This is a genomic window from Haloferax denitrificans ATCC 35960 (assembly GCF_000337795.1).
Taxonomy (GTDB): Archaea; Halobacteriota; Halobacteria; order Halobacteriales; family Haloferacaceae; genus Haloferax; species Haloferax denitrificans.
Window position 1 is genome coordinate 127,953 of sequence record NZ_AOLP01000001.1, and the last position, 17,504, is coordinate 145,456.

Here is a 17,504-nt window from a genome sequence, read left to right on the forward strand (position 1 = left end):
ACGGCTCTGAAATCCTCAGCAAGTGAGATATTCTGTCCCAGTCACGGTTACTACAGGACGGGAACCTATCGTTCGGTCCTAGTGAGACTGAGGTGCTGGACTGTATTTATTAGCGAGGTGTGAGTTTCAATATCTCGCTTCGAACGTCGTCGGCAGAGTCGTATGTTTTAGTATCGGATGAAGAAAACACTTCTTCAAGAGATTTCTGTCCGTTTTGAGTTTTGACCTCATAATTGCCATAGGCATCAACCAATTCGTCAGTTGTGGTTGGGTAGTTATGCGTTTCGAGCGCGTTATTTAGGTCACCAAGCCGCTCGTCAGGGTTGCCGCGTACCGGCTCATTTTCATCGGCGCGGTCAAGTGCCTCCTCTTGCATCCGCTCTTGCTGGCGTCGCTCTTCATTATTCACTTGCTCGTCTCGGCCCTGTTTGTTATCTGCCATCCTTTCTACTAGGAGACCCATTCGGATAACCGTGTGGGTGCTCATTGGTGGATATATTCACCCATTGTACGCAAAAAACGCACGACACACACGCGGAAAGCATACGAAATGTACTCTCTAACGTAGAACGCGATGGCCTAAGCGGGACGGGATAGAGTGCATTTCGCATGCTTTCGTTCGTAGTTGGAAACGCAAGACGGCATCGAGGAGAGCATACGAACTGTACTCTCTGACTCGGCCGTCAGTTCGACGTTAGTATTGTTCGTCGGGAGGGTGCAACGCTGTCCGTCGCTGTGTCTGCCGAAGAAACTGACGCCAGCGAGTGTACAGATACATCCCGCCGAAGATGAGGCCGACGAGCACCACGAGTCCAGTCACGTCCGTTTCGGGCACACCAATACGGAAGGGAGGTGTTTGGAGGGCCACCCCAGACCACAGGAGAGAGATCGCGGGCACAGCTAGCAGTATCGAGCGTCAATTGAGTTAGTGGTTGTGTCCATCGTATCGTCGCGCTCGCGTCGTCGAACGGACCACGCCGAACAGTACGAGCGGGGGCCGCGTCGCTAACTAGCCAGTGAACACCGCAGTCGAGAACTACAGTAGCGTTTGCAAGTCAATGCACACTCAATCGCATGCTACCGTGCGATTGGATGTGTAACCAGTTGCAAACGCTACTATAATCGAGGAGGTCGAACCTCCTCCCCCCATGACTTCATCTGTTCTTTCAATGTCGACATGGGGTGACTCGTCGACCAATCGAAGCCAATGCAGTCAGGGAAAAACACACAAAGTACTGTCTTTCAGAGCAGATGGAATCCGCTGAGAGACCTGAGTCGAGCTGATACACAGTCGTGTGCTTCCGAGTCATAAACGTCCGTGGAGACAGCCCACTCGGTGGGCTATGGGAGTCAGGCGTCGATCGCAGAAGCAGACGAGACGAACAAACACCGGTTTCGGGTATGAAGGCAGACGTCGCGTGAGACAGCAGTTGAGGACCGGGGGTACTCCACCACTACATCTGTTTTTCGAGAGACAGAACAGAGCCATGACCACCCACACCCCGTCACTTCATCTGTTCTGTGGGCTACTGCTCCGAGGAGTTCTTGGCGAACGATTGAATCGAGCGGTGGACGCCGATTTCATCGATTGTGTCGGCGAGGGTTTCCGTAATTAACCCGAGGTCGTAGTTGAGTCCGTACAGCACCTTCTTCCCGCCACGACGACCCAGATTCCGCTCTTTGCCCGTAATGACACCCATCATTTTCAACTCGGAGAGATGGCTTTGCATCTGTCGATGTGAAAGCGGGTCGATGCCACTCGAACTGCAGAGTGCGAGATAGCGTTCGCGGATTGTCGGTGAAGTGACTGGCGTCTCACCGTCTGCGGCGAACGTCGTAAGCGCGTACAGCGTCAGTCGGGCGTGCTCTGTGAGTTTCGACACGCCAGTCGTGATTTGGTCGGATTCGAGCTTTCGTTTGGCTTGGTCGACGTGCGGTTTCGTTACCTGTGGCGCGTTCTCGTTCCGTGCGATATCCCCCGCCTCCAAGAGGAGATTAATCGCCTGTCGAGCGTCGCCCGAATCCTTCGCACCATAGGCGGCACAAAGCGGGATGACATCTTCCGAGAGAGCGTCATCACGGAAGGCGACTTGGGTCCGTTGTTCGAGCACTTTGCGGAGTTCTCCCGCATCGTACGGTGGGAAATAGACCTCTTTTTCGCACAGACTCGACTGGACCTTTGCCGAAAGCCCTTCTCGGTACGACAGATCGTTCGAAATACCGATCAGCCCGATCTTCGCTGACGTGACGTAACCGTTGTCTCGTGCGCGCGGAATTTGATACAGAAGTGAGTCGTCGTTGACGTGGTCGACCTCGTCAAGGATGATGAGGATGGTCCCGTACTGATCGAGTTCTTCCCACAGGAACTGGTACACCTTCGACTGGGGATAACCAGTCATTGGAATCTGGTCTTCCGGACTACGCAGACAGTTAATGATCGTTACAGCGACTTGATAGCTCGTGTTGAGCCCGTCACAGTTGACCCGTACCGCGTGCAAGTCGAGGTGTTGAATCGACCGAGCGGCGTCTCGGAGTCGATCCAGTAAGAATCGTGTTGCGGCTGTTTTCCCGACACCGGACTTACCGTATAGAAAGATGTTTGAAGGGAGTTCGTTGTTGATTACCGGCTGGAGAGCGGAATGATACTCACTCAGTTCTTCATCCCGGCCGACGAGTTCTTCGGGGGTATAATCCTCACGTAGCACATCCCGATTTTTGAAGATCTGATTTGATTGCGAGAACTCGAAAGATCCCATATGTATCGCAGACCCCTATACCACATATATCCACCGTTTCATCTGTTTCATCTGTTCTATAAATATATAAGTGAGGAACTCCGTGACTTCATCTGTTCTATGCTGTGTGATCTGTCTACGACTGACAATGATGGTTAAGAGCCAGCGACCACCCGAACTATCGAGCCCCAAACCACACAGAAACAGTGCAGATAATCAGAACAGATGAAGTGGTGGGGTGGGAGAGTCTCCAACATTGTTGGTCATGGCTGTTCAGGTAGCCGAGAGGATTTGGTAATCGTTCTACCCCCACCACTTCATCTGTTTAGCAGCCATACAGGGGTTCAAGATGCCAATATCTTCGAGTCGAAGCCAGTTCGAGACGGAGATCCCGGTGGTAGTGCAGCGCTGCTGTAGGTAGAGACGAACCACAAGAACACATGAAGCGATGGGGGGAGACAACCAAACTGTAAACTGAACCAGTTCGTATACCCGAAACGAAGGAAATAGACTGCAAAGAAATCGTTCTGAGAATCCGGGACAAAAATCTGACCCCCACAACTTCATCTGTTTAGATGCGTCTCAGGAAGTGGTACACACGAAATCGGCAACAGAGACTCCGAGGCCGATGCGAAGGACACGAGATCAGATACACTCGAAGTCGTGGAGATACATTCGAAACGGTACTCCCCGAGGAACCGTCATGTCGTCATCGCATCTGCAGTGACCTGTACAACGCGATACATTCAAAACTCCACACCCTCCCCCCTCGTAGAACGCTTCATATTGAGGAAAGCATGCGAACTGTACTCTCTCACTCAGCAGAGATGACCGAAGACGGGCGAGTCAGAGTACGTTTCGTATGCTTTCTTTCTTGGTTGAAACCGCAAGACGGTACAGACGATAGCATACGAAATACACTCTCTCACTTGAGTTTCAGTTCGATGACGGACAAAATCCAGACGTAGTCGTCATCGCGAGAAAAACAAAGTCCAGTTCGTATGCTCGAGTCTGTGTTTAAAAACGACAGGCACCGACGTGGAAAGCATACGAAGTGTACTCACGCAGAACGCGATGGCCTAAGCGGGACGGGATAGAGTGCATTTCGCATGCTTTCGTTCGTAGTTGGAAACGCAAGATGGCATCAAGGAGAGCATACGAACTGTACTCTCTGACTCGGCCGTCAGTTCGACGTTAGTATTGTTCGTCGGGAAGGTGCAACGCTGTCCGTCGCTGTGTCTATCGAAGAAACTGACGCCAGCGAGTGTACAGATATATCCCGCCGAAGATGAGGCCGACGAGCACCACGAGCCCAGTCACATGCGTTTCGCGCACGCCGATGCGAAAGGGAGGTGTTTGGAGGGACACGCCGGACCACAGTGGAGGTACTGAGAACACAACTAGCGGTGTCGAACGTCCATTTAGTTAGAGATTGTGTCCGTGGCATCGTTGTGACCACATCGTCGATCGGATCACGCCGAACAGTAACGGGGCCGCATAGACAACAGAGAAGGGAGATATAACATCCATATGTCCGGTACACCGGTTCGTAGTTTCCGACACTCACTGGGACACCACGAGTCGGACACAGCCATGGTTGATTTTTGGAATTCTGGTGGCCACGTAGTGTGTTGTGTGGATCTTCCGTCATGACCAAAAGTGAGTGATTACTGTCTAAAAATGGGAACAGTCAGTTTTCATACTGTTGTATCTGTTGACTAGGTATATTGTTCAGCATTTGGGTTGGAGAGACGGGAAAATAGTGGTTTGATGTGTCTACCTCTACCTATTCAGCCGTTGAGCAGTATGTGAGCCATCGTGTCGGTGACGTGTCAATCGACAGTATTTCTAGAAGAGAATCGTCTATCAGAAACCGTTGTGTCGACAGATCATAGCAGTCTATGCGGTTGTCTCTACTTCACCACCGTTGGTACACTCGTTTTCAGGATTCGAACTGAAATATACTATATCAATAATACTCAATAAGTTGGTAGCTCTGCGTTAAATATAGGTTTGCTCTGATAACGTTTGAGACTCGATTTATCCACGTCGACAGTCGTGTATCTCAATCCGCTCTGGCAGCCCCACCGTGCCACACGCAGGACACGCCACGAGCGTCGTCGGCAACTCCTGACAGGACTCCAACGCGGCGTTCAGATGCGCCTGTACGTCGGGTTCGGTCGTTCGCGTCAGCGCTTGAGCGAGGTGCATTCGCAACTCTTCGTGGGCACTCATACGCGAGGGGTCTCCTTCCGCTCAGAATCCACTCGAAGCCCGAGGGGTGCAAGTTGGCCCATCGAGGCCCACCCACGTTTTTGAGAGACGAACGCCTTCCACTCAGTGAGGGGCCGGCCATCAAGCGCCTGGTAGTGATCGAGAGTTCGGCCGTCAAAAACGACGACGGCGTCGGCCCGGCGGTAGTAGTGATGTGTACAGCCCTCAGTGTCGATACCAAGGGTAAACGAGCGTGCGAGGGCGTTGATAAGGTGGTCGGCTAGCGATACGGTACGCTCTTGTGCCGCGGTGTGCGTAGTTGACATTGGCTTACTCTGATCTGAGAAGCCACCGGTCACGTGTTCTAGCACGTGGCCTTTCTACAAAAGGCGAATCCAGTGCTTCTCAGTTCTACCTACGTTCTTCGATCACTTAATACTATGCACAATGCCAAGTCAGATTGCATATTAGTAATGCCATTCTTTATAGCACATAGTGGTCTAGTAGCAACTATGAGCGCCTCAGATCTCACTGGGACGGACAAAGCAATTCTCGACGTACTCAAGCGAGGACGCGATGGGGATAGTCCGTGGGGAATTGCGACCAAAGGCTATCTCGTCGACGAGACTGGGTACTCACGAAATAGTGTGTATAATCGCCTCGAAGTGCTCGAAGCTCGTGGCTATGTGAAACTCATTCATGAGCCTACGCGACTCTTCGAATTCGTGAGTGATCCGCGAGAAGAGTGAGAAGAGATCAGTTACTACAGCTCGGATGCGTCGACATCCCCAGATAGATAGCCACGTCCGGTTTCGCTAATCTCGTATTTCCCCCTCTCAACGCGATCTACAAGCCCCTTCTCGACGAATTCTGATAAGCGTCGGTTCACGTGGGACCGATCAAATCCAGCATTGAATGCGACAACAGTAGGCGTTAATACGAGACCGGAATCACCCAATATCTCTAGAATCTGGTCGTCAGTCGGCTTCATCCAGTCACCCCGTTTTCGCATACAGACTCAATTCAGAACATCCTGTTAACAGAATCGATATATTAGATATTAGTCACCATAATGTAGATTACAGGCATCAATTAGTGACCAAATTGAAGTAGCTGGACTGAATTCACTAGCGTAACGACTCATCGGATTTCCAAGTCCTCTCAGAAAGGACCCGTGCTGAAGACACGGATCCGGTGCGGTCTAACCCCAACCGCATGTCTTCGAACACACCACCCACGCAAAAAGGTCTCGTCGCACAGCCACCCCGTACGGAGGGACACGAATGACCTCCATCGAGGACCTCGCCGCCCGGATCGACGAACTCGAAGATCGCGTCGACGAACTCGAAACCGACACCCAACAACTCGAAGAGACACTCGACGCCCAAGCACAGACAATCGCGTCCCAACGCGAGGAACTCTCCCAATACAACACTCACACCCAAGACCTCGAAGCCCAACTTGACGCAGCAACCGACCACCGCAAGCACCTTCAACAGCGCCTCTACGCCGTGGAATCCGAGGATACCCCCACCGACGAATCCACCACCCCAACCTCCCCACTCCAACAACTCATTCGACTCCCCTCGAAAGCGCTCTCAAAACTCACTGCCAATCAAAAACGCGCTCGCTTCATCGCCAAAGACATCAGGGAGTACGCTACGAACGTCCCCGCAGGCTTCGCACTCGATTCGAGTACTATCAGGACCGTCCTCCACGCAAAGGAAGGCCGAACACCCCATACCCAAACCGTCACTCGCGTCATGGACTTTCTCGATGACCTTGGCAAAGAAGGCGTGAAGATCGTGAAACGCCGCGGGACGAAACGCGTCATCTTCTCTGAACACGCCGTCTCAGAACTCGCAGAGACGTCACCTGCGTCCGCGGGTGGAAGTGGGATCACGGACGTTGTGATGGGGTGGCGCTAGCGAGCGTGTGATCAGCGAACGATAATCGGACGCACGCCACAAGTCGTCGACACCCACTGCGGGTACAGACGCTCGTTCTAGCAGCAGCACTGGAGAAAGCCCCTTTGTGGACAACGGTAGTGTGAGTGAATAAAACGAGTTTGTGGTGGTGAGTCCATCGAGACAAATCACAACAGGTGTGATTAGTAGGCTCTGTTGAATGCCGTAGAGCCTGATAGAACCTGTGTGACACAGACAGAGGGTGGATTTAGCACGTGGGTGTCGTTCGTTTCATAGCCTCGTGAGCGAAAATGACTGTTACGTAGGGTTGCGAACACAAATTTCGAAGGACACTATTCGAGCCACGTCAGGCCGTCTCTCCCTAATAAAATCGCCTCCACTTTGTGAAGGTGTTCGTGGAGGGTCGAAGTGGTAATCCCCAATTCATCCGCTAATTCGCCGGCCGACGTTTCCTTCGGATACTCGTAGTACCCCATCTCACGAGCGAGTTGAAATACCTCTAACTGACGCTTCGTGAACTGATCCACTGGCAGTGTGGTTGGCGCATCTCCCCGATTCTGCTGTTTCATACTCCGCACATGAATCTCCGCACTCATCTGCTCACGAACTTCATCAAGCTTGATTCGAGCCGTCTCCCGGTCGTGGTTCGTTACGAGACTCCAATACTCCCTCCCATCTCGAATATCAATCGGCCCCGTACACACGAATCCACGAGAAGTGAGTGGCTGACTAATCTGCTTTCGCCCATCGTGAACAACGAGGAGTTCGCGCGTTGCATTTCCGGGCTTTGGAATCGATGCCTGTCGGAAACCAGTCGCCATCTGGGAGACAGAACGAACGTGTTCAGACGCACGAATAGCTTCGATACCCTCGGTAACCGATTCGTGATTGTTCGCGTAGATAGTGAAAAGCGTCGCAACCTCGCCGCCAGTCATGTAAATCCCATAACCGAGAATCCCGACGTCGAGACGCTCCGTGATTTTGATTTCCCAGCATTCTGGGTACCAGAGATCAAGAGACACCTGAAGTGCTTCGTCAGACCGCTCGGGAGACATCGTAATATCGAATATCCCTATAGCCCGATAACGGTTCTGTGAGCCGGGGCAGACAGCCGACGACCCTCTTGGTCGGCTCTGTTGAAATCCTTCAGCGTTGACATTGGAGAGAGCGCTCTTTCTGGCTAGTTTCCGTGGATCACAGTGAAAGCTAGTCTCTCAACAAATCGCAAGACAGCGAGAGGACTTCAACAGAGCCTCTTGGTCAGTTATCATGTCGCTCGAAGATGGCCTCAGCAAGCGTGTTCTTGTGACCTTCGTTCGGGCCACCGGCAATCGTGAGGAGTTTCGCGTCGCGCAGATACCGCTCGACATGGTGCTCAGTCGTGTAGCCGATACCACCGTGGAGTTGAATCGCGTCGTTTGCGTTGTCCACGGCGGCCTGTGTGGCGTTGATTTTCGCCATGCTGAACTCGCGTGTGACGTCGTATCCACGTTCGGCACGGTCGGCCGCGCGGAGGGTGAGTAACCGGGCGGTATCGACTCGTTCAGCCATCTTCCCGACCTCCCATCCTACACCTTGGAAGTTGCTGATGTGCTGGCCGTACTGCTTACGTGCGCTCGTGTAGGCCACCGTATCTTCGAGGGCAGCGCGGGCGATACCGATACCGCGAGCTGGGACGTTCACACCCGTATGTATCTCTCCACGCTGAACGTAGCCCTCGCCCTCCTCGCCGACGAGTCGGTCATCGGGAACGCGAACGTTCGAGAGGGAGACGCGCGGGGATTTGACGCTGTTCGCGCCCAGTGTCTCCCATACTGTCTCGATTTCGAAATCATCGGTTGGTACGAGAAACGCGCTGATGTTGTGTGGGGCGTCCTCCTCGGGGCCAGTTTTCGCGTACGTAAGGACGTAGTCAGCGTCAAAGAAGTTCGTCACCCACTGTTTGTGGCCGTTGAGTACCCACTCATCCTCGTTACGTTCAGCGGTAGTCTCCATCTCCAATTTATTACACCCCGCGTTCGCCTCACTCAAGCCGAGTGCGCCGACAGTGTCGAAGGACACCATCTCTGGAAGGAAGTCCTCGCGCTGCGCCTTGGTTCCGAAGCGCTCGACGACTGTCGCAACTCCGATGTGGAGTCCGATGGCACTTGCCACGGACATGAGTCCAGCCGATAGCTCTTCGATCATCAACGCGAGTTCGACGAGGCCTTCGCCCCGGCCCCCGTATTCTTCCGGAAGCGTCACGCCCGTCAAACGACGTTCGCCGAGTTCGTCGAAAATCGTGCTCGGGTACTCCTCCTTTCGGTCGAGGTCTCTCGCCTTTGGTTCGATTTCCGTTTTTGTAAACTCCCGAACCTCATCTCGAAACTCCCGTTGATTCTCCGTCAGGCCGAACCTCATATATCATGGGTATGCACCTAACCGAGTAAATGTGGAACCTGCTATAGCAGGCTATCTGGAGATACCCATCAAGATGATTTTCTATACTAAACGAGTTTTCATCCAACTCTGTGACCGACTTGCGACCTGTATTCAGCACGGCCGCAGCAAGCTGTTAGTACTGAGGATTTCAACAGAGCCGAGTAGTATTGATTGGCCATCCTCTGGCAACGACGACTGCCTGCCGAAATATCCAACTGTGAGCCACGAGTGGATTCGCTTACGATGTCGGTCGAATCGTACGGTCCCACGCGTCCAGACCCGCTCACTCGATTCATGGCCGCCTGTCAGGGTGCCGGTATTGCCTCCATCGCGTCTCCAACGGTCGGAAGTGCGTCGGTCCTCGCCGTGAGTGCAGTCACTCACTGGACGCCAAGTGAGCTCCTGCGTTGGAGTGGACAAACGCTGTTGTTGCTGTTCGTGTGTGCAATCGCCGTCGGCTTCATCGCGGGGTCGTACTGGCCGGTGGTCGATGGCCACCCACAAGAACGCGAGCACGAGCTGTACTGGGTTCGAAAGCGCTTCACCATGTGTCTGTTTGGCGGCCTCGGGTGTTACGGCGTGTTCTCGCTTATGTTCGTCGTGACGGTCACAGACCTACTCCAGAATATGGTCGGCCTTGGCGCGGCGATTCTCGTGTGTACCTATTTGTATGCGTACTCCACGGACCGACGTGGGGTGAGGTGAGCAGTCGAAGTCACGCGTCAAGACACCACAGAGAATCGAACGATCGGGACTCCCTTCTGGCCGTTCGAATCGCTTACTGTAGAGGGTTTATTTTCAATTGAGAGTAGTAACAGTATTGAACCACTTTTGTCGAGGACAGTACGCTAAGGCGGAGATGGATACAACCTGAGAACTGACCGAAACGTCTTTATGACACAATCGACTACATTCGGGTACATAATGCCGGTGCTCCTCAAACATCACGACGCTGAACTCAGTCTTCGGCCAGGGACCACGAAATCAGATCTCGTGGCGTACCTGTACCAAAATTCTGAGTGGGGATACTCCCCCCAGGAGCTCAAGGAAGCACTTGACATCCCTCGAGGGACCGCTACGACTACACTCAAGCGTCTCTACGACGACGACTACATCGGAAAAACGGATGACGGCTACTACTACGCGCTGAGCGAACGAGACGACATCCGGCGGTACGTCTCCAGCCTCAACCAAGTCAATCGACTGTTCGGTCACCACCGCGATGCGGACGCCACTCCCGAAGAACCCGACAAACAAATCGGAGGCGGTCGCACTGACGAGGAACTCGATGCAGAACTCGCAGAGCTGGAAGCCGAAGTAGATGAGTAACGTCGAACAGACAGATTACGATTCCAGGCCGTCCCCGCCAGTAGTTCGATCTTGAGAGAGGACGAAACTTGCTGATCGTGCCGACCGATTTCGGACTCGTACTAATGAAAATCGGGTTGCCGCCAGTCACGGAGTTCCAGCAGCGTGTAAAAAAACGTGCCAGCGAACGCGAATGCTTGATGGACGAGATTACTCAACTCGTACACGACGCCCGAACTGACGACTGAAGGCCGTCCTCGGTACGAACGTTCTGGAAGACTCGGCACGCAGACCACCAGCGACTGCGCGTGAACGAGTGCTTCGAATTCGAAGGCGCGCCGAACGGAGTGCTCTGACCAAAACGAATACGTCTATTCCCACTCTATGTGGGAATATGACCAAGGTAGACTCAAAAGGGCGAGTCGTCCTCCCAAAGGATGTACGAGAGCGTCTCGGTATTGCGCCCGGCACAGAAGTAGACATCCACGAAGAAGACGGGAAAGCAGTTGTTGAACCGAGAGACGACCCCGGCGAAATTCTCGCCCGCATGGAGCAACTCATTGAGGAAACGTCTTCGAAGCGAGAAGAGACGACGCCGCGTATCGAAGGGGCCGACCCAATTGCCCAGAAGCACAGAGATGCGGTTCGAAAGGGAGCGGAGAAACACTGCGATGAGTGACGCTGGTGGTCCCTATCTGTTTGATGTCGGTGTGATTGCCCTCGCACATACCGATGCCCCGGTTCGTGATACTGCGCTCTCATATGTCCGAGACGCCATCGTTGGCGACATCGATGCTGTTGTTCCGTATCCTGCGGTATTCGGAGCACACACCGTCTTGACAACGTACTACGGGCGCTCAAACACAGACGCATCTCAGCTCCTACAGAATTTCATGGATGCACAACGAATCCATTGGTACGACGAGATGCCCGAAGACGTAGTTCGGGGTGGGCTCTCTCAGGCGAGTGATGCAAACGTTGGTGGATGGGACGGGTACTATGCTCGGGTGGCGATTGACCAAGGGGTGAATACTGTGTTGACGATTGATGATGACTTCGAACGATTTGATGTGTTCGATACTGAGGTGATTCTCTCACCCGACGAATTTACCGAACTGAACCGGTTTCTTGGAAACTGACTCCCAGAAAAAACCGTCTCTGACCACCTCGAAAATCAAACGCAAAACCGCCCAGCCGAACCACGAACGCTTCCGTCAGTCGAGATACGGCTCACAAACCCGCTCGACACCTTCTTCGAACGAAACCTCGGGCTCCCAGCCAGTCGCCTCGTGTATCTTCGAGTAGTCCGCCTTCGTGTCGTGGACGGACACTTCGACGGAAGGAACCACCGACACGGAGTTGACTCGGCGCTCCAACACGACCGAAAGGTTCACCCTACTGGGTAAGGAATTCTTACGTAGACCCAACATGAGCACAGATGATCCCGAGGTGACCACGGTAACGTCGAAAGGACAGATCACGATTCCAAGCCGTCTCCGCAAGCAGTTCGGTCTCGAAAAGGGGACGAAACTGATGGTCGTTCCGACCGATTTTGGACTCGTACTGAAGAAAATCGAGTTGCCGTCAGTCACGGAGTTCCAGCGGCGTGTTGAAAAGCGTGCCAGCGAAGACGAACTCTCGATGGACGAGATCAACCAACTCGTACATGATGCCCGAACTGACGAATGAAGGCCGTCCTCGATACGAACGTCCTGATTTCGAGCGTTATCGCGACCGGCGTTCCTCACGACATCGTTGTCAAAGGATTCGAAGGCGAATACGAACTCGTCGTTTCGGTTGACACACTCACCGAGTTCCGAGAGACGCTCCTCAAGTACCCAGACCGATTTCACCTAAATGAAGACGAGGTACAACAAGAAGTCGAAACCATCCGGTACTTTGCCGAGTTTGTTGACCCCCAAGAAGAGATTCGCGCAGTTGCAGACGATCCAGACGACGACAAATTTCTCGAGGCTGCTGTCGCTGGAAACGTCGACTACGTCGTCTCAGGTGATAACCACCTTCTGACACTCGATTCGTTCAGAGGGATTTCGATTGTTGACCCACGCACGTTCTACGAACACCTCGAAGCGTGAACCAAAACGCCCGGTTGAAACACAACCGCAAGTGCCGTCGTCAGTCGAGATACGGCCCACAAACCCGCGCGACTCCCTCCTCGAACGAAACTTCAGGCTCCCTCCCTGTCGCTTCGTGGATCTTCGAGTAGTCCGCCTTCGTGTCGTGGACGTACACCTCGAAGAGGTTTTCCACATACTCAGGCTCGATGTCCGTCCCAAGCACCTCGTTGATCATCTCGACCGTCTCGTTGAACGAGTAGCTCTCGGCAGTTCCGAGGTTGTAGATACCCTAGAGTCTTTCGTCTGCGGTGAGTCTGAACCCCCGAACGATATCATCGACGTGGGTGAAGTCCCGAGTTTATGACCCATCACTGAACAGTTCGGGCGACTCGCCGTTCGCAATCTGGTCGGTGAACTGCGCGACTGTATTCGCGACCTCGCCTTTGTGTTCTTCTGCACCGCCGAAGCCCTGGTACACCGAGAAGAAACGCATCCCTGCGAGTTGCATGTCGTAGTGGTGGAAGTACTCCGTGTAGCGCTCCCGCGCCAGTTTCGACGCTTCGTAGCCCATCCGGGTTCGACCGGCATATCCTTGGGCGACGGTTCCGTCCGCGACCCGTAGATCGAAGAGGTCGTCGTCAAGGACCGTCATGTCGTGGAACTCCACAGAACTGTGTGACCCAGACAGCGGGTGGTGAATATCGTATGTATACGCTCGCCATCGAGTGAATAGCACACGTATCTGTGTCCATACTTGCTGTCGAAGTAGAGCACACCACCATCCAAACTGATCCGTGTGTTCTGGTTCTTTATACGACACCCACACAGTGTTTTGCAAGTGTTTAACTAGAAGACCCAGACAAGCGTGACTTGGCGTCGGCTGTATTAAGCGGGTTCTCTGATAGAGAAAAAACACATGCAAAACGGTGTCTTCGAGGGTGTAGCTGAGTAGCCGCACACGAATTTGCGTCCCTCGCTACGACAGTCGTTCAGAGACGGCGTCATACACAGTTGGGTGAGACGTGACGGCGAGGCCGCCAGCTGGTTACCGTCGCAATCCAACAGTGGCGGCTCCCTCAAACTACATTCACCCGCATACACAACGTATGCACATGAGCACATCAATCCGCGTCTCTGACGAGACAAAGGCGAAACTGGCGCGGTTAAAGCGTGAAAATGAAAGTTGGGATGAGTTCCTTGACCGGTTGGCGAACCAGGGTTCGGGAATGACGGCTGGTGCGTGGAACGGAACTGACAAAGCCGAACCGGCGCGCGAGGCAATCAAACGTTCCCGAGAGAGCTTCCAGCGGTGACCATTCTCGATTTGTTGGTTATCATCGATTACCTCGATGGTGTTGAGGAAATCGTGGAGTTTGTCGATGAACAACCGACGTTGGTCACGTCCAGCATCTGTATCTATGAAGTTCTCGCTGGAGAGGTGTTTTCAGCGGGTGAGACAGACCTCATCGGGGCGCGTAAAAACTTCGGGAGGGTCACTGCTCTTGACTTCTCCGAAGACGTCGCGTTCGAAGCTGCACGGACGCAGAACCGCCTTCTCGAATCTGGCACCCCCATGTCGCCACGTGATTTCATGATTGCAGCGACGGCCCGATCTGAAGGGAAGGAACTGGTCGTCTCCGACGCTGACTTCGATACAGAAGGCCTCGGTGAACTCCTCTCTATCCGGAGATTTGGACCGTATTAGCTAAGTGGGTATCAGGGTGATTCGACTCGCTATACGGCCGTGGGCGTGAACGAGTTCGGCTAACAAGACAAATACACTCAGTCACCGTGTGAAGAAGTATTGCCGAGGTAACGAGGGGGGTTCAAGCGAGCCCAATTTGCCGAAATTGATTTGGTAAGACGTGCGTAATACCAACGTATGTCTGGAGCAACTACGAACTCAAACGGTGATGACGAAATTGTCACAGTGAATTTCAAAGTCACACAGTCATTTCTCAACGAAATTGATAGCACATGGCAGGGGCGTGGGTTCAACAGCCGAAGTGAATTCATTCGCTACACCCTCCGAGATGCGATTGAATTCCCGACGTTCGACCGCGATGAACTCATCGCACTCCTCCAAGCAGAAGGGGACATCCGTGATCGGCGGACGATGAGTGCCGACGAAGCTCGCGAGCAGTTCGGAACGGACAGCGATGAGTGAGTCTCTTGTTGCGATTGAAAAGCGGATTCCAACAGAGTGAGTCGATGCTGACCGAGACGCGACCTGTATGCAGCCCGACGTGCACAAAATAACGGGTGGCGCTCAGATATCCGTGCACCCACAAAGTAATATTAGCGGAACACATAACACCGGTCATGACTGAAGAGACGCCGACGCCACCGGACGTGAACCTCACCGAGGAGTGGGAACGCGCCGTTACACAGCGGACTGTGAAAGACCGTGTGTACGAAGCGGCCACGACGCTCACCACACCAACGACTGTCGCGGATATCGCGGCTCGCGCTGATTGCACGAAAGAGGGTGCTCGCCCCCACCTGGAGTGGTTCGTTGATCTCGGCGTCCTCGAGAAGGTCGCTGACAACCCTGCACTATTCGTTCGGAACGAGGCGTACTTCGAGTTTCGTCGGGTCACCGAACTGATTCGCGAGTTCGAGACGTCTGCAGCGATCGCTGAGGCGATTGACGAGTATCGAGCCCGCGAGCGCGAACTCGCAGCGCACTTCGACGAACCGTCACCGGACGCGGTCGCGTACGCTGGGATTGCTGCTCGCGACGACGACGCGGCAGAGCGCCTGCGTGAGTGGCGAACGGTCACCCGTCGGCTCCGGGAACTTCGGGAGGCGAAACTCCGACTTGACTCCGATGGTGGTCACAGCGCTGCGTCGCTGTTTCCCTAACGATGGGTCGGCGTGATGACCTCAACGAAGAACGAATGTGGATGCTTGGCTCCCGTCTCGCAGCGCTCTCGATGGTTGAGTCGGTCCACTATTTTCCCCTCGAAAAACCCGACCGTGTTGTTGCATCGTTCGAGGAGACGTATTATCCAGACGTGGTTGACGCTGCGGCTCTTGAGCTTCGATTCCGGTTGAATGGCGAGTTCAATCTATTATATCGCGAACGATGGGCGGGTGACCGCTGGGTTTGTCGATGGGACCGTCATCCGAATACACACAACACGGACGACCACTTCCACGTCCCACCACGACCCAGCGAAACGACCGCACTTGACGCGGAATATCCTGCCGATATAAACGACGTACTCCGACTTGTCTTCGAGACGATCGAAGCGCGAGTTAACGAGGTGTGGGCGGAGACGACAGCACCGGTATACCCCACAGAATATGAATTTGAACGACAATACGAACTGCCGTACCTCACAGACACGTAAATCTTCTCCGCGGTCGGCCAAGTACTACCGAAAGCGCCCCGTTCCTGCCTGTTCACTCGACGGCGATCGGCTGGGGCTGGAAGGCGGTCGGCCGCTGTGCGTTCGCCCACCGTCGGTAGTCCCAGAAGACGACGAGTGCCAGCAGCAAGACGAGGAGCGTCAAGTCACCGACTGGCGCACCCGTCTCGCTGACGACGAAGAGTGGGTTGAGGTCGAACGTCCCGTGGAACAGCCCGACGAGGACAACATTCCGAGTCAGTTCGTAGGTCACACCGAGCAGCAGCGCGTACACGGTCGTAAGCACAGGTGGGCGTTCCACCGCTTGTTCGAGTACGTCACGTACAAAGCCGAGTCTGCAGGACTTGTGGTGAAGCAGATTAATCCAACGTACACGAGCCAACGTTGCTCAAAGTGTGGGTTCACCCACGAGGATAACCGGCCACACACCAACGGTCAAGACGAAGTTGGTTGTCTGAAGTGTGGATACGATGTTCACGCAGATTACAACGCGGCGAAGAATATCGGCTTGAAGTATCTCCGCGACCAGCAAAAGTCTGGACGTGGAGGCGCACCCGTAGGCGTGCGCTTGAACAGCGGGATGTTGAACGTGAATGGTGGGTATTCACCTACTGTCTTGAGCAGTTAGAACGGGAGTCCACGCTGAATGCCACGCTCTTCGGGGCGTGGGAGCTTACTTCGATCACGGTGTGGGTCCCCCTCCGTGACACCGTCGTAGTCGAATGCCTTCGACTTCCCACGACGTGACGAGAACACTTGCAAACCGGTGTGAGAGAGGACATAAAGAGACAGAACACGGAACACATTGGAGGGTGGTCTTTGTATGCATCGTCAGGAGCGACAGTCACAGGCGTTCTTGCATGGCCAGCGATACGCTCTTCGTTGGTCCTGTTGTGTGTGCTGTTCTACGACTTCAGGCGTCACAACGCCGTCACTCACCAGTCTGTCACTCGGTACGAGGGGTGTGGGTTACCACGTTTGAATACGGTATCCCCGTGACCACAACCGAGACGCCGAGTCCACGACCGACTGTTCACTCGCGACCGACGCTATTGAGCGCGCTGTTCAGTTCAAAGAGTTCTCGGACGACGGTGCTGTCTGTGAGCCGGTACCGGCGCGGGGACGTGTCCGGTACTTCTTCGATGAGTTCAACCTCAATCAAGAGGTCCGTGTAATTGCCGACAGTCTGGCGTGTGACGCCGGCGTGGTCTGCGAACTCTGTTTTGTTGAACTCACGGTTTGGCGGAAGATCGAGCAATGCGTCTACGAGAATCGGGATGGCGTCGTGTTGCGTGAGATAGAGCCATCCACTCGGGTGCTCCTTTCGGAGTTCCTTTTTGTCTCCTCGATCAGCCGCGTGCTCTATACTGCTCATACAGAGATTCACCCATTCTGCGTGTATAAACGTTTCCACTAGTGTTAACGACCATTAACAGCATTTATATG

19 protein-coding genes and 3 pseudogenes are annotated in these 17,504 nt (G+C 53.9%); 13 read left to right on the plus strand and 9 right to left on the minus strand.

Annotated features, from left to right (window positions below; all coding sequences use genetic code 11):
• Positions 1 to 109: 109 nt before the first annotated feature.
• From C438_RS18665 to C438_RS18680, 3 genes are all read right to left on the minus strand, one after another.
• Complete coding sequence (locus tag C438_RS18665; protein WP_083899904.1) at positions 110 to 442, minus strand: DUF5789 family protein; 333 nt, start codon at positions 440 to 442, stop codon at positions 110 to 112.
• A gap of 1,084 nt (positions 443 to 1,526) precedes the next feature.
• Positions 1,527 to 2,756 (minus strand): Cdc6/Cdc18 family protein, encoded by a 1,230-nt coding sequence (locus tag C438_RS00505; RefSeq protein WP_049917614.1) that lies wholly within the window; start codon positions 2,754 to 2,756, stop codon positions 1,527 to 1,529.
• A 2,956-nt stretch (positions 2,757 to 5,712) separates the two neighbouring features.
• Positions 5,713 to 5,940: a MarR family transcriptional regulator gene (locus C438_RS18680; protein ID WP_004967249.1), complete on the minus strand. Its 228-nt coding sequence runs from the start codon at positions 5,938 to 5,940 to the stop codon at positions 5,713 to 5,715.
• 292 nt (positions 5,941 to 6,232) lie between these two features.
• Between C438_RS18680 and C438_RS00515 the strand changes: the two genes are divergently transcribed.
• Complete coding sequence (locus C438_RS00515; RefSeq protein ID WP_004967250.1) at positions 6,233 to 6,877, plus strand: hypothetical protein; 645 nt, start codon at positions 6,233 to 6,235, stop codon at positions 6,875 to 6,877.
• Between the two features lie 332 nt (positions 6,878 to 7,209).
• Here the strand turns inward: C438_RS00515 and C438_RS00520 are convergent, their stop codons facing one another.
• Both C438_RS00520 and C438_RS00525 read right to left on the minus strand, forming a co-directional pair.
• Positions 7,210 to 7,932: a helix-turn-helix domain-containing protein gene (locus C438_RS00520; RefSeq protein ID WP_004967251.1), complete on the minus strand. Its 723-nt coding sequence runs from the start codon at positions 7,930 to 7,932 to the stop codon at positions 7,210 to 7,212.
• A gap of 205 nt (positions 7,933 to 8,137) precedes the next feature.
• A complete protein-coding gene (locus C438_RS00525) occupies positions 8,138 to 9,277 on the minus strand; it encodes an acyl-CoA dehydrogenase family protein (RefSeq protein ID WP_004967252.1) in 1,140 nt (379 codons plus the stop codon).
• A 387-nt stretch (positions 9,278 to 9,664) separates the two neighbouring features.
• Between C438_RS00525 and C438_RS00530 the strand changes: the two genes are divergently transcribed.
• The 4 genes from C438_RS00530 (at position 9,665) to C438_RS00540 (ending at position 11,745) form a co-directional block, all read left to right on the plus strand.
• The gene (locus C438_RS00530) at positions 9,665 to 10,003 is read left to right on the plus strand and encodes a hypothetical protein (RefSeq protein WP_239640617.1); all 339 of its coding nucleotides are present in this window, start codon (positions 9,665 to 9,667) and stop codon (positions 10,001 to 10,003) included.
• 219 nt (positions 10,004 to 10,222) lie between these two features.
• Positions 10,223 to 10,627 carry a winged helix-turn-helix transcriptional regulator gene (locus C438_RS00535; protein WP_049917615.1) on the plus strand — a complete coding sequence of 135 codons (405 nt, stop codon included), beginning with the start codon at positions 10,223 to 10,225 and terminating at the stop codon, positions 10,625 to 10,627.
• 373 nt (positions 10,628 to 11,000) lie between these two features.
• Complete coding sequence (locus C438_RS18690; protein ID WP_004967255.1) at positions 11,001 to 11,285, plus strand: AbrB/MazE/SpoVT family DNA-binding domain-containing protein; 285 nt, start codon at positions 11,001 to 11,003, stop codon at positions 11,283 to 11,285.
• Positions 11,278 to 11,745 carry a hypothetical protein gene (locus C438_RS00540; RefSeq protein ID WP_004967256.1) on the plus strand — a complete coding sequence of 156 codons (468 nt, stop codon included), beginning with the start codon at positions 11,278 to 11,280 and terminating at the stop codon, positions 11,743 to 11,745. The genes C438_RS18690 and C438_RS00540 overlap by 8 nt, the downstream gene beginning before the upstream one ends.
• Positions 11,746 to 11,820: 75 nt before the next feature.
• Here C438_RS00540 and C438_RS00545 read toward each other — a convergent pair.
• A pseudogene (locus tag C438_RS00545) lies at positions 11,821 to 11,940 on the minus strand (UDP-glucose 4-epimerase); the annotation flags it as partial.
• 94 nt (positions 11,941 to 12,034) lie between these two features.
• Between C438_RS00545 and C438_RS00550 the strand changes: the two are divergent.
• Both C438_RS00550 and C438_RS00555 read left to right on the plus strand, forming a co-directional pair.
• Positions 12,035 to 12,295, plus strand: a complete 261-nt coding sequence (locus C438_RS00550; protein WP_004062838.1) for an AbrB/MazE/SpoVT family DNA-binding domain-containing protein — start codon at positions 12,035 to 12,037, stop codon at positions 12,293 to 12,295.
• On the plus strand, positions 12,292 to 12,702 hold the full coding sequence (locus C438_RS00555; protein ID WP_004967257.1) for a putative toxin-antitoxin system toxin component, PIN family: 411 nt from the start codon (positions 12,292 to 12,294) through the stop codon (positions 12,700 to 12,702). The genes C438_RS00550 and C438_RS00555 overlap by 4 nt, the downstream gene beginning before the upstream one ends.
• Before the next feature lie 40 nt (positions 12,703 to 12,742).
• Here the strand turns inward: C438_RS00555 and C438_RS00560 are convergent.
• A pseudogene (locus tag C438_RS00560) lies at positions 12,743 to 13,320 on the minus strand (NAD-dependent epimerase/dehydratase family protein); the annotation flags it as partial.
• 476 nt (positions 13,321 to 13,796) lie between these two features.
• Between C438_RS00560 and C438_RS18695 the strand changes: the two are divergent.
• From C438_RS18695 to C438_RS18700, 5 genes are all read left to right on the plus strand, one after another.
• Positions 13,797 to 13,997, plus strand: coding sequence for a DUF7557 family protein (locus C438_RS18695; protein ID WP_083899894.1), 201 nt, complete (start codon positions 13,797 to 13,799; stop codon positions 13,995 to 13,997).
• A complete protein-coding gene (locus C438_RS00565; RefSeq protein ID WP_004967258.1) occupies positions 13,994 to 14,389 on the plus strand; it encodes a type II toxin-antitoxin system VapC family toxin in 396 nt (131 codons plus the stop codon). The genes C438_RS18695 and C438_RS00565 overlap by 4 nt, the downstream gene beginning before the upstream one ends.
• A gap of 177 nt (positions 14,390 to 14,566) precedes the next feature.
• On the plus strand, positions 14,567 to 14,851 hold the full coding sequence (locus tag C438_RS00570; protein WP_049917617.1) for a ribbon-helix-helix domain-containing protein: 285 nt from the start codon (positions 14,567 to 14,569) through the stop codon (positions 14,849 to 14,851).
• Positions 14,852 to 15,006: 155 nt separating this feature from the next.
• Entirely contained in the window at positions 15,007 to 15,549 is a 543-nt protein-coding gene (locus tag C438_RS00575) for a DUF7342 family protein (RefSeq protein WP_239640618.1), read from the plus strand.
• 2 nt (positions 15,550 to 15,551) lie between these two features.
• A complete protein-coding gene (locus C438_RS18700; protein WP_167321087.1) occupies positions 15,552 to 16,040 on the plus strand; it encodes a hypothetical protein in 489 nt (162 codons plus the stop codon).
• Between the two features lie 52 nt (positions 16,041 to 16,092).
• Here C438_RS18700 and C438_RS00580 read toward each other — a convergent pair whose 3' ends face one another.
• The gene (locus tag C438_RS00580; protein ID WP_239640619.1) at positions 16,093 to 16,311 is read right to left on the minus strand and encodes a hypothetical protein; all 219 of its coding nucleotides are present in this window, start codon (positions 16,309 to 16,311) and stop codon (positions 16,093 to 16,095) included.
• Positions 16,312 to 16,341: 30 nt separating this feature from the next.
• On the opposite strand from C438_RS00580, the pseudogene C438_RS18705 reads away from it, so the two are divergent.
• A pseudogene (locus tag C438_RS18705) lies at positions 16,342 to 16,686 on the plus strand (zinc ribbon domain-containing protein); the annotation flags it as partial.
• Positions 16,687 to 17,091: 405 nt separating this feature from the next.
• Here the strand turns inward: C438_RS18705 and C438_RS00585 are convergent.
• Positions 17,092 to 17,433, minus strand: a complete 342-nt coding sequence (locus C438_RS00585; RefSeq protein ID WP_004967263.1) for a hypothetical protein — start codon at positions 17,431 to 17,433, stop codon at positions 17,092 to 17,094.
• Positions 17,434 to 17,504 lie beyond the last annotated feature (71 nt).

Coding starts and splice junctions, on each gene's coding strand:
- C438_RS18665 (WP_083899904.1), bottom strand. CDS start 442: ATGGCAGATAACAAACAGGGCCGAGACGAGCAAGTGAATAATGAAGAG.
- C438_RS00505 (WP_049917614.1), bottom strand. CDS start 2,756: ATGGGATCTTTCGAGTTCTCGCAATCAAATCAGATCTTCAAAAATCGG.
- C438_RS18680 (WP_004967249.1), bottom strand. CDS start 5,940: ATGAAGCCGACTGACGACCAGATTCTAGAGATATTGGGTGATTCCGGT.
- C438_RS00515 (WP_004967250.1), top strand. CDS start 6,233: ATGACCTCCATCGAGGACCTCGCCGCCCGGATCGACGAACTCGAAGAT.
- C438_RS00520 (WP_004967251.1), bottom strand. CDS start 7,932: ATGTCTCCCGAGCGGTCTGACGAAGCACTTCAGGTGTCTCTTGATCTC.
- C438_RS00525 (WP_004967252.1), bottom strand. CDS start 9,277: ATGAGGTTCGGCCTGACGGAGAATCAACGGGAGTTTCGAGATGAGGTT.
- C438_RS00535 (WP_049917615.1), top strand. CDS start 10,223: ATGCCGGTGCTCCTCAAACATCACGACGCTGAACTCAGTCTTCGGCCA.
- C438_RS18690 (WP_004967255.1), top strand. CDS start 11,001: ATGACCAAGGTAGACTCAAAAGGGCGAGTCGTCCTCCCAAAGGATGTA.
- C438_RS00540 (WP_004967256.1), top strand. CDS start 11,278: ATGAGTGACGCTGGTGGTCCCTATCTGTTTGATGTCGGTGTGATTGCC.
- C438_RS00550 (WP_004062838.1), top strand. CDS start 12,035: ATGAGCACAGATGATCCCGAGGTGACCACGGTAACGTCGAAAGGACAG.
- C438_RS00555 (WP_004967257.1), top strand. CDS start 12,292: ATGAAGGCCGTCCTCGATACGAACGTCCTGATTTCGAGCGTTATCGCG.
- C438_RS18695 (WP_083899894.1), top strand. CDS start 13,797: ATGAGCACATCAATCCGCGTCTCTGACGAGACAAAGGCGAAACTGGCG.
- C438_RS00570 (WP_049917617.1), top strand. CDS start 14,567: ATGTCTGGAGCAACTACGAACTCAAACGGTGATGACGAAATTGTCACA.
- C438_RS00575 (WP_239640618.1), top strand. CDS start 15,007: ATGACTGAAGAGACGCCGACGCCACCGGACGTGAACCTCACCGAGGAG.
- C438_RS18700 (WP_167321087.1), top strand. CDS start 15,552: ATGGGTCGGCGTGATGACCTCAACGAAGAACGAATGTGGATGCTTGGC.
- C438_RS00585 (WP_004967263.1), bottom strand. CDS start 17,433: ATGAGCAGTATAGAGCACGCGGCTGATCGAGGAGACAAAAAGGAACTC.